Source organism: Sphingopyxis panaciterrulae, from assembly GCF_014199295.1.
Lineage (GTDB): Bacteria > Pseudomonadota > Alphaproteobacteria > Sphingomonadales > Sphingomonadaceae > Sphingopyxis > Sphingopyxis panaciterrulae.
The window spans coordinates 116,569-126,614 of the sequence record NZ_JACIJH010000013.1 but is presented as its reverse complement, the minus strand read 5'-3'; the positions used below and the strand labels follow the sequence as shown (position 1 = coordinate 126,614).

General features: G+C 67.3%; 9 protein-coding genes and 1 tRNA gene. 7 read left to right on the top strand and 3 right to left on the bottom strand.

Annotation, left to right across the window (positions count from 1 at the left end; translation table 11 throughout):
* Window positions 1-55 precede the first annotated feature (55 nt).
* Together FHR21_RS21215 and FHR21_RS16805 are read right to left on the bottom strand one after the other, a co-directional pair.
* Window positions 56-232, bottom strand: a complete 177-nt coding sequence (locus FHR21_RS21215) for an Arm DNA-binding domain-containing protein (protein WP_338113196.1) — start codon at window positions 230-232, stop codon at window positions 56-58.
* A 145-nt stretch (window positions 233-377) separates the two neighbouring features.
* Window positions 378-467 (bottom strand) — tRNA-Ser (locus tag FHR21_RS16805).
* Between the two features lie 103 nt (window positions 468-570).
* Here FHR21_RS16805 and FHR21_RS16800 point away from each other — a divergent pair.
* The 5 genes from FHR21_RS16800 to FHR21_RS16780 all read left to right on the top strand — a co-directional run bounded on the left by FHR21_RS16800 (window position 571) and on the right by FHR21_RS16780 (window position 6,092).
* Window positions 571-1,749 (top strand): CoA transferase, encoded by a 1,179-nt coding sequence (locus tag FHR21_RS16800; protein WP_184100394.1) that lies wholly within the window; start codon window positions 571-573, stop codon window positions 1,747-1,749.
* A gap of 72 nt (window positions 1,750-1,821) precedes the next feature.
* Window positions 1,822-2,706 (top strand): glutathione-dependent disulfide-bond oxidoreductase, encoded by an 885-nt coding sequence (gene yghU, locus FHR21_RS16795; RefSeq protein WP_184100392.1) that lies wholly within the window; start codon window positions 1,822-1,824, stop codon window positions 2,704-2,706.
* A gap of 320 nt (window positions 2,707-3,026) precedes the next feature.
* Complete coding sequence (locus FHR21_RS16790) at window positions 3,027-3,479, top strand: TadE/TadG family type IV pilus assembly protein (RefSeq protein WP_184100390.1); 453 nt, start codon at window positions 3,027-3,029, stop codon at window positions 3,477-3,479.
* Between the two features lie 4 nt (window positions 3,480-3,483).
* The gene (locus FHR21_RS16785) at window positions 3,484-5,106 is read left to right on the top strand and encodes a pilus assembly protein TadG-related protein (protein WP_184100388.1); all 1,623 of its coding nucleotides are present in this window, start codon (window positions 3,484-3,486) and stop codon (window positions 5,104-5,106) included.
* Between the two features lie 92 nt (window positions 5,107-5,198).
* Entirely contained in the window at window positions 5,199-6,092 is an 894-nt protein-coding gene (locus tag FHR21_RS16780) for a PAS domain-containing protein (RefSeq protein ID WP_184100386.1), read from the top strand.
* Window positions 6,093-6,337: 245 nt separating this feature from the next.
* Here the strand turns inward: FHR21_RS16780 and FHR21_RS16775 are convergent, their stop codons facing one another.
* Window positions 6,338-7,414 carry an MBL fold metallo-hydrolase gene (locus FHR21_RS16775; RefSeq protein ID WP_184100384.1) on the bottom strand — a complete coding sequence of 359 codons (1,077 nt, stop codon included), beginning with the start codon at window positions 7,412-7,414 and terminating at the stop codon, window positions 6,338-6,340.
* A gap of 176 nt (window positions 7,415-7,590) precedes the next feature.
* Here FHR21_RS16775 and FHR21_RS16770 point away from each other — a divergent pair, with 176 nt between their 5' ends.
* Window positions 7,591-8,784 carry an acyl-CoA dehydrogenase family protein gene (locus FHR21_RS16770; RefSeq protein ID WP_184100421.1) on the top strand — a complete coding sequence of 398 codons (1,194 nt, stop codon included), beginning with the start codon at window positions 7,591-7,593 and terminating at the stop codon, window positions 8,782-8,784.
* 106 nt (window positions 8,785-8,890) lie between these two features.
* Entirely contained in the window at window positions 8,891-10,030 is a 1,140-nt protein-coding gene (locus FHR21_RS16765; RefSeq protein ID WP_184100382.1) for an acyl-CoA dehydrogenase family protein, read from the top strand.
* The last annotated feature ends 16 nt before the right edge of the window (window positions 10,031-10,046 follow it).

Below are 10,046 nucleotides of genomic sequence, written 5' to 3'. Positions count from 1 at the left end.
AAAACCAGTCGGCCGACTAAATCCCCGGGATGAAGGGGTCCTTTTTGCACGCCGATCACCCCACGAAGGGGGTGCCTATTGCACGCTGATCCTCACGGTTGCCCGACTTCTGTACCCTGCATATCCAGCTTTTGCTGCCTCCCGGCTGCACGACGAGATAGAGGCCTTCTCCGTCGGAGAATCGACCGGGGCGGGTGGCCGATTTGACGGCGCTGACCGAGAGCCTTTTCATGCTGACTTTTTTCCCACGTTTCTTACCACACAAGCAAACAGACGGGTCTGGACAGCTGGGGATACGTGGGGATCCGAATCACGGAAAAAGCCAAGGTTTTTCTAGGCTTTCCGTGCGTGGTCGGGGATGTGTGGGGATAGGGAATTGGAGGAGAGTGAGGGATTCGAACCCTCGGTACCGTTGCCGGCACTTCGCATTTCGAGTGCGACGCTTTCGACCACTCAGCCAACTCTCCTCGCTGAGGCAGACGCCCCTAGCGGCGGTCCGCCGATCATGCAAGCCTCTCTTGGCAAAATTGCCGCCCGATTCGCGGGAGCGGCAAAGAGGAGGGGGTTGCCGTGCCATTGAGCGGTGTGCGCGTGCTCGATTTCGGGCGCTATATCGCGGGGCCTTATTGTGCGGCGCTGCTCGCCGACTATGGTGCCGACGTGATCCGGATCGAGGCGCCGGACGGGAACGACGACCGCTATACCGTTCCCGTCGCCAACGATGGTTCGGGGGCGATGTTCCTGCAGATGAACCGGGCGAAGCGCTGTCTGACGCTGAAACCATCGACGCCCGAGGGACGCGAGATCGTGCGGCGGCTGGTCGCGCAGGCCGATGTCGTGGTCGCCAACCTGCCGCATGCGGCGCTGGTCCGGCTCGGGCTCGACTATGACAGCCTGGCCGCGGTCAATCCACGCGTGATCCTGGCGACCGCCTCGGCCTTCGGGTCCGAAGGGCCGCTCGCGGCGCGGGTCGGTTTCGACGGCATCGGGCAGGCGATGTCGGGGACGGTGCATCTGACCGGGACCGCCGACCAGCCCTATCGCGCACAGGTCAATTATGTCGATTTCGGCACGGCGCTCCATTGCGCCTTCGGCGTGATGCTGGCGCTGCGTGAGCGGGAGAAGACGGGGAGGGGACAGTGCGTGTCGGGGTCGCTGCTCGGCACCGCGCTCGCCATGTCCAACGCGCTGACCATCGACCATGCGCTCAACGGCATCGAGCGCCAGCCGATCGGCAATCGGGCCTATAGCTCGGGACCGACCGACCTGTTTCGCACCCGCGACGGCTGGATCATCACCCAGGTCGTCGGTGCGCCGATCTTTCGCCGCTGGGCGGACCTGGTCGGGCGGTCCGAGCTGGCGGACGACCCGCGCTTTGCCAGCGACATCGCGCGCGGCGACAATGGTGCGGAGCTGAGCGCAATCATGCAGACATGGTGTGCGGCGCGCACGAGCGAGGAGGCGATCGGGGAACTCGCCGCCGCGCGCGTGCCGGCGGCGCCGGTGGTGCGCGCGGCCGAGGCGCTGGCGGAGCCGCAGGTCGCGGCGATGGGGCTCGTCGAGCCGGTCGCCTATCCGGGGGCGGCCGCCGAGGCGCCGGTGATCCGGGCGCCCGTCGCGCTGTCCGCCAATGCCAAGGCGCCCGCGGCGCGCGCACCGACGCTCGGCGAACATAGCGACGCGATCCTGCGTGAGATCGGTTACGACGACGAAGCGATTTCGACTTTGCGCGCCCAAAGAATCATTTGAGGCGCGTCGCGGTGGACGATGCTCCCTCGCCTTCCTAAGTTGCAGGGCGAAACCAAGCGAAAGGAGCGCCCGATGGCCGAGCCGACCGACTATGAGCCCCCGAAAATCTGGACCTGGGACAAGGAAAGCGGCGGACGCTTCGCCAATATCAACCGCCCCATCGCCGGCCCGACGCACGACCGGGACCTGCCGGTCGGCCGCCACCCGCTCCAGCTCTATTCGCTCGGCACGCCGAACGGGGTCAAGGTCACGGTAATGCTCGAGGAACTGCTGGCGGCGGGGCACGGCGGTGCCGAATATGACGCCTGGCTGATCCGCATCAACGAGGGCGATCAATTTTCGAGCGGCTTCGTCGCTGCCAATCCGAACAGCAAGATCCCCGCGCTGGTCGACCGCAGCGGCGCCGAGCCGATCCGCGTCTTCGAATCGGGCGCGATCCTGATCTATCTGGCGGAGAAATTCGGTGCCTTCCTGCCTACCGATCCCGCGCGGCGTGCCGAGACCCTGTCGTGGCTGATGTGGCAGATGGGCAGCGCGCCCTTTCTGGGCGGCGGCTTCGGCCATTTCTATGCCTATGCGCCCTTCAAGCAGGAATATCCGATCAACCGCTATGCGATGGAGGTGAAGCGGCAGCTCGACGTGCTCGACCGCCGGCTCGCCGACAATGAATATGTCGCCGGCGCCGACTACACGGTCGCCGACATGGCGATCTGGCCGTGGTACGGGTTGCTCGCCAAGGGGCTTGCCTATGACGCCGGCGAGTTCCTGCAGGTACAGGACTACAAGCATGTCCAGCGCTGGACCGACCAGGTCGCGGCGCGCCCCGCGGTGAAGCGCGGGCGGATGGTCAACCGCGTGATGGGCGACCCGGCAAGCCAGCTCCACGAACGCCACGACGCGTCGGACTTCGACCTGCGAACGCAGGACAAGCTGGAGGCGGCGGGGGCGGCGGAATAGCTCTCCCGCCCTTCTCACCTTCCGTCATGCTGAACTTGTTTCAGCATCCATGGCCGGCCCCGTCCTTCCGCGCTGCATTCCATTCGAGGGCAGACCATGGACCCTGAAACAAGTTCAGGGTGACGAGGAAGCGAGGGGGCGGCCAGGTCGAAAGCGGATGTGTCCGCAGATGATGCTATTTTGATGAGGCACTTGGGTAATATTTCGGCAAGGCGCACGCATTTCCGCGCGTTCTGCCAGCACGACTTCTCGTAAAATACGCAAAATCCCAGAGCCACCGCCGCGACCCTGCCTTCATCCGGCGCGGGTATGTTGGCGGAATGACAAGTCCGGTCCTTCTTCCGCGTATCGCCCGCTCGCTCGCCGCAGCCTTGCAGCACGTGCGCTGCGAACGGGCGGCCGCGGTCGTCGAGATGGCGCTCGTGCTGCCGCTGTTCCTCGCGCTCGCCATGGGCATCCTTGTCTATGGCCGCTATTTCATGCTCGCGCACAGCGTCCAGCAGGCGGCGAACGACGGCGCGCGCGCCGCGATCACCGGCCTCGACGCGGACGACCGGCGCGGCATCGCGATCCGCGCGGTCGACCGCAGCCTGGCCGGGGTCGCGGGTGTTTCGCCCGATACGCGCAGCGTCGCGGTGTCGGAGACGAGCGAGGCGATCACCGTCGCAGTGGCCTTCACCGTGCCCGCGGGCGATTTCCTGCGCTCGGCCTTCGTTCCTTCGCCGAGCAACATCATCCGTGCGCGCGCAACCTTCGAGCTTCCGGAGGAATAGGGCGATGCGGCTGCCTTCGCTTTGCCGGGACACGCGCGGCGGCATCAGCATGCTGACCGCCTTCGCCCTGACGATGCTGATCGGATCGGCGGCGCTCGCGGTCGATATCGGCTCGCTCTATCTCGACCGGCGCAAGCTGCAGGGCATCGCCGATGCGGCGGCGCTTGCCGCGGCGGGGCGGCCTGGCGAGGAGCAGGCGGCCGCCGAACGGATCATCGCGGCGAACTGCGACTGCGGCATCCGCATCGCCGAGCTGACGGGCGGCACCTATACGCCCAACATCGCGATTCCTGCCGAACAGCGCTTCGCGGCGGGCGGAACGGCCCCCAATGCGATACATATCGTGCTGACGCGCGACCGGCCGCTGTTCTTCGGCCGCTTCCTGACCGGGCGCAAGGACAGCACCATCCGCGCGAGCGCGACCGGCGCGCGGCGCGGCTATGCCGCTTTCTCGCTCGGCTCGCGCGTCGCGGCGGTGCATGGCGGTGTCGCCAATGCGCTGCTGTCGGCGCTGACCGGCAGCAGCGTCGACCTGTCGGTGATGGATTATGACGCGCTGGCGGGTGCCGACGTCGACCTGCTCGCCTTTTCGGAGGCGTTGCGCACCGAACTCGACGCCGACGTGCTGACCTTCGGCCAGACGCTCGACAGTCAGGTCACACTGCCGCAGGCGCTGTCGGCGCTGGCGAGCGCAAGCAACGGGCAGGCGGTGGATGTGCTGGAACGCATCGCCGACGGCGCGCTGCCGCGCACGCTGATCCCGTCGCGCGCCATCGACCTCGGCCCGCGTTCGTCGGCCATCCGTGCCGGCGGAGCGAATCCGGTCAATGTCAATGCGATGAGCCTGATGCAGGCGATGCTCGCGCTCGCCAACGCCAACCGCCAGCTCGACCTGTCGCTGGCGAGCGACCTGCCGGGCGGATCGGGGATCGACCTCGCTCTGATCATCGGCGAGCCGCCGGCGCAGTCGCCGCTGATCGCGGTGACCGACGATCAGGACGTCATCGTGCGCACCGCGCAGGTGCGGCTAAGGCTCGGCGCGAAGATCGTGACGCCGCTCGCGCAGGTCGAATTGCCGGTGGTCGCGGAACTGGGGTCGGCGGCGGCGCGGATCGCCTCGATCGACTGCGCGCCGGGCGCGCATGACGCGGTCTCGCTCGCGGTCACGACCTCGCCCGCGATGGTCGCGATCGGGTCGGTTCCCGACGGCGATTTCACCGACATGCAGCGCCCGCTCGATCCGCAGGCGGCGCGGCTCGTGCAACTGCCGCTGGCGAGCGTCGATGCGAGGGCCGAATTGACCCTCTCCGACCTTGCCGAAAAACCCGTCGACTTCTCGCGCGACGAGATCGCCGACGGCACGGTCAAGACGGTCGAGAGCGGCGGTCTGGTCGCCGGAGCCGCGAAGTCGCTCGCCGAGGACCTGGACGTCCAGGTCAACATCCTCGGCCTCGGTCTCGGGCTGGGCAGCGGCGCGCTCAAGTCGCTCGTCGGCGAGACCGTCGGCGCCGCCGCGCCAGTGCTCGACGGCATATTGGAAGGGGTGACCGGCGCCCTCGGCCTGCACCTCGGCGAAGCCGACACGCGCGTCAACGCGCTGCGCTGCGGTCAGGCGCGGCTGGTCTGATATCTCCGTAACGGCGCGGGAACGGATGATCGCGGCCGCCGGTCGCCGCGCGGCCTTCCTATAAGAGAAGGAAGTGGACGACGGAGGATGGCATGGCGTCACGGCACGACCCCCAGCGCGTTTCGGCGGCGGACTTCATTCGCGGCTTTGCCGGCTGGCGGCTGCGCACCGCGCGCGCGCCGGTGGTCGTGACGCATCACGGAAAGGATGCGCATGTGCTGATCTCGCTCGCCGACTATCGACGCCTCGACGGCGGCCCGGGTGAGGGCGACCTGCTCGCCGCGTCGCAGGCCGCGTTGGTCGAATCGATCCGCGACGCGGCGATCCTGATCGACCGGCATGCCTGTGTCGCCGCGGTCAATCCGGCGGCGTCGGACCTGCTCGAAACCGCCGCATCCGACCTGCTGCGCCGGCCGCTGGCCGAGGCGGTGCCGGGGCTGGCGGGATCGGTCCTGCACGCGCATCTGCACCGGATGCTCGACCATCGCGAGCGCTTTTCGGGCGAGGTGCCGGGGCTGGTCGCTCCGCGGCAATGGCTGCGCGTCGACCTGATCCCGCTGCCGGTCGGCGGCGCGATGGTGCTGCGCGACGTCAGCGAATTATGGGGCACGCTGGCCGAGCAGGATGCGCAGCGCGCACTCGCCGATGCGATAGAGGCCGACGCGACCGTCGGCGTCGCCCATCTGTCGGTGCGCGAGGCCGTGGACTATGCGAACCCGGCGCTTGCGGCAATGACCGGCGCCGATCAGGCCGCGATGCGCCGGGTGCGCTTTTCGGCGCTGCTCGCGGTCGGCAGCCGCGCCGCCTTTGCCGAGGCGCTCGAGACGCTGTTCCGTACCGGCGCTCCGGCGCGGATCGCATCCGAACTGGTGACGCGCGAAGGCGATGTCCTGCCGGTCACCCTGGCACTCGCCGAACGGCGTTCCGCCTATGCGAGCGAGGGGGCGGTGGTCGTCGTGACGCGGCGTCATACCAAGGTGCGGTGATCTTGACCGATGAGGACGGTTTCTGGCGGTTTTCGGCGAGGAGGCTGCACCGGGACGATGTGGTTCATCGTCCCAAGCAGGCGACGCTGTCCGAGAGCCGCCAGAAACCGCCCGCCGGGTTGCCAGTCCCGCCCGCTGGACCGCGTCGGCGCGTCGCAGCGATGAACCACATCGCCGCTTCCGCTCCTCCTCGCCAGCAAGCGGGACTGGCAATCCTCATCGGTCAAGATCACCGCACCTTGGTATTAGAACCAGTTATCCCGCTCGATCGCCGTGCTGCCTGCGGGCAGCGAATAGACCTGCCCGTCCTCCCCGATGATCAGCGGGCCGTCGAAATGCCCCTTCGCGCCGTCCAGAAAGGCGGCGTCGAAATAGCGCGAGGGCAGCGGCGGGACGACATGGCTGAGCACCAGCATCTTCACCCCCGCGCGCCGGGCACTGTCGGCCGCCTGCGCCGGGCTGGCGTGATAGTCGATGATGTCGTGCATGATCTTCCCGGTCCCGGTCCGGCCCGCGGCTTTCAGATCGTCCGACAGCGTCTGCACCATGTCGGGCTGCAATGCCTCGTGAATCAGCAGGTCGGCGCCCTTCGCTGCGCGTTCGACCATGACCGAGGGGCCGGTGTCGCCGCTGAGCACGACGCTGCGCCCCTTGTAATCGAAGCGATAGCCGACCGCCGGATTGACCGGGCGGTGATCGACCGGAAAGGCGGTGACCGTCAGCCCGTCCGCCCGATAGACGGTCGTCGGCCCGGTCGGCACCGCAAAGGGCAGGGCGACCGCGCCCGCGGCCTGCGGCGGCGCGACGGTCGGGCCGTGATGCGCGGTGCGATAGCCATTGTCGGCGGCATAGGCGGCGTTGAACCCCGCGATCACCGCCTCGACCCCTTCGGGGCCATGGACGGGCAGGGGACGATTGTTGCCGCTCGCGACCCAGCGCATCAGCATCATCGGCCCCATGCCGTCGATGTGGTCCGAATGATAATGGGTCAGGAACAGGCCGCGAATGCGGGGATTGGGAAGTCCCATCAGCGAGATGTTGCGCGCGCCGCCTTCGCCCGCATCGACGACGAACATCGCCTTGCCGGCGATGACGACGGTGCAGGCCCCGGCACGGTCGCGGCTCGGCAGCGGCGATCCGGTGCCGCAAAGCGCGACATGCAACCCGTCGGGCAGGCCGGCAAGACGGTCGCGCGCGACATTGCGCTCGGCCGCGCGCTCGAACAGCCACAGGCCGATCGGCCGCTGGAACAGAAAAGCCGCCGCCGCGGCGACCGCCACGATCAGCAGCGCGAAAAGCGCCAGGCGCCTGCCTTTGGTCATTCGTCATCCCCCACCCGTTTTTTCCATCATGCGACGGGGAAGGGCGCTGGACAAGCCGGGATGTTCGGCGCAACCTGTTTCTGTTCACATCGATGAAGGTTGCGAGCGGCAACTTACCGTTTACGTAAACGTGAGTGACCGATATATGGGCGGCCTTGCCCAAGGGAGAATCGTCAATGGACATGGAGTTCAGCCCCGAAGACCTCGCCTTCCAGACGGAGGTGCGCGACTTCATCGCCGAAAACTACCCCGCCGAGCTGCGCGGCAAGCAGGACGAGGGCGACGAACTCGGCAAGGAGGATTTCCTCGCCTGGCACAAGATTCTCTACAAGAAGGGCTGGGTCGCGCCGGCGTGGCCGGTCGAATATGGCGGCACCGGCTGGACCCCGACGCAGCGCTTCATCTTTTCAGAAGAAATCGCGCGCGCCGACTGCATCCGCCTGCTGCCCTTCGGCCTGTCGATGGTCGGGCCGGTGATCTACACCTTCGGCACGCCGGAGCAGAAGGCCCGCTTCCTGCCGCGCATCCTGTCGGGCGAGGATTGGTGGTGCCAGGGCTATTCGGAGCCGGGCGCGGGGTCGGACCTTGCAAGCCTGCGCACCGCCGCGGTGCGCGATGGCGATCATTATGTCGTCAACGGGCAAAAGACGTGGACGACGATGGCGCAGCACGCCGACTGGGGTTTCTTCCTCGTCCGCACCGACAAGGAAGCGAAGCCGCAGGAGGGCATCTCCTTCCTGCTGATCGATATGAAGTCGCCCGGCATCACGGTACGGCCGATCATCACGCTCGGCGGCGAGCATGAGGTGAACGAGGTGTTCCTCGAGGATGTCCGCGTGCCGGTCGAGCAGCGTGTCTATGAGGAGAACAAGGGCTGGACCTGCGCCAAGTTCCTGCTCGCGCACGAGCGCACCGGCATCGCCGGGGTCGCCTCTTCGAAGCGCGGCGTCGAGCGCGTCAAGGCGATCGCGCGCACCGAACTCGACGGCGACGGGCCGCTGATCGACAACCCCTTCTTCAAGCGCAAGATCGCCGAGCTGGAGATCGATCTGACCGCGCTTGAATTCACCGAGTTGCGCGGGCTCGCCGGTCCGAACGCCGGCAAGGGGCCGGGACCCGAATCGAGCCTGCTCAAGATCAAGGGCAGCGAGATCCAGCAGCGACTGACCGAATTGACGCTGGAGGCGGTCGGCCATTATGGCGCTCCCTATTTCCGCGGCTTCGGAGAGGGCGACAACGAGCATCCGATCGGTCCCGACTATGCCCATCGCGCCGCGCCGACCTATTTCAACATGCGCAAGACGACCATCTATGGCGGGTCGAACGAGATCCAGCGCAACATCATCGCGAAGATGGTGCTCGGCCTCTGATGGCGCGTCGTCCCCGCGAAGGTGGGGACCGCAATCGGCCGTACGCAGCACCGCAACATAAAAGCTACAGCGGCCCCGCTTTCGCGAGGGCGACGAGGATAAAGAGATGGATTTCACCTACACCGACACGCAGGACATGATCCGCGACACGCTGGCGCGCTTCCTGGCCGATACCTATGGCTTCGAGACGCGGCAGGCGTTCATCGCCGGCGACGAAGGCCGCGACCCGGCGATCTGGACTGCGCTGGCGCGGGACCTCGGGATGCTCGGCGCGTCCTTTGCCGAAGACCATGGCGGGCTTGGCGGCGGCGCGCTGGAAAATGCGATCGTCATGGAGGAACTGGGCAAGGTCCTCGCGGTCGAGCCCTATCTGCCGACGGTCGTGATCGCGGGCGGCGCGCTGAAGGCGGTCGGCGGCGCGCAGGCCGACGCGATGATCCCCGAAATCATCGCCGGCAACGCGATCATCGCCTTCGCCTATGCCGAGCCGCAGGGCCGCTACGACCTCGCCAATCTGACGACAAGCGCGAAGAAGGACGGCGCGGGCTGGGTGCTGAACGGCCACAAGGGCGTCGTTTATGCCGCGCCGTGGGCGACGCATCTGCTCGTCACCGCGCGCACCGGCGGCGGGCAGCGCGACCGCGACGGCGTGTCGCTGTTCCTGATCGACGCGAAACTGCCCGGCATCGTCCGCCGCGACTATCCGACCGTCGACGGCAACCGCGCGTCGGAAATCTATTTCGAGAATGTCGCGATCCCCGGCGACGCGCTGCTCGGCGGCGAGGGGGTCGGCCTCGACCTGATCGAGCAGATCGTCGACGAGGCGACGGTTGCGGTCTGCGCCGAGGCGACCGGCGTGATGCAGAAGCTGCACGAAGGCACGCTGGACTATACGCAGCAGCGCAAGCAGTTCGGCATCCCGATCGCGAAATTCCAGGTGCTCCAGCATCGCATGGTCGACATGTTCATGGAGGTCGAGCAGGCGCGCTCGATGACGATCATGGGCGCGCTGAAGCTCGACCTGCCCGCGAAGGAGCGCATGATTGCGGTGTCGGCGGCCAAGAACAAGGTCGCGCGCGGCGCGAAATTCGTCGGCCAGAATGCGATCCAGACCCATGGCGGCATCGGCATCACGCAGGAACTGGCCATCGGCCATTATTTCAAGCGCGCGACGATGATCGAGAGCCAGTTCGGCAGCGCCGACCATCACATGGCGCGCTATGAAAGGCTGGCACTGGGGGACTGAAGCCCGCCTGGCCTCT

Coding starts and splice junctions, on each gene's coding strand:
- FHR21_RS21215 (WP_338113196.1), bottom strand. CDS start 232: ATGAAAAGGCTCTCGGTCAGCGCCGTCAAATCGGCCACCCGCCCCGGT.
- yghU (WP_184100392.1), top strand. CDS start 1,822: ATGGCCGAGCCGACCGACTATGAGCCCCCGAAAATCTGGACCTGGGAC.
- FHR21_RS16790 (WP_184100390.1), top strand. CDS start 3,027: ATGACAAGTCCGGTCCTTCTTCCGCGTATCGCCCGCTCGCTCGCCGCA.
- FHR21_RS16785 (WP_184100388.1), top strand. CDS start 3,484: ATGCGGCTGCCTTCGCTTTGCCGGGACACGCGCGGCGGCATCAGCATG.
- FHR21_RS16780 (WP_184100386.1), top strand. CDS start 5,199: ATGGCGTCACGGCACGACCCCCAGCGCGTTTCGGCGGCGGACTTCATT.
- FHR21_RS16775 (WP_184100384.1), bottom strand. CDS start 7,414: ATGACCAAAGGCAGGCGCCTGGCGCTTTTCGCGCTGCTGATCGTGGCG.
- FHR21_RS16770 (WP_184100421.1), top strand. CDS start 7,591: ATGGACATGGAGTTCAGCCCCGAAGACCTCGCCTTCCAGACGGAGGTG.
- FHR21_RS16765 (WP_184100382.1), top strand. CDS start 8,891: ATGGATTTCACCTACACCGACACGCAGGACATGATCCGCGACACGCTG.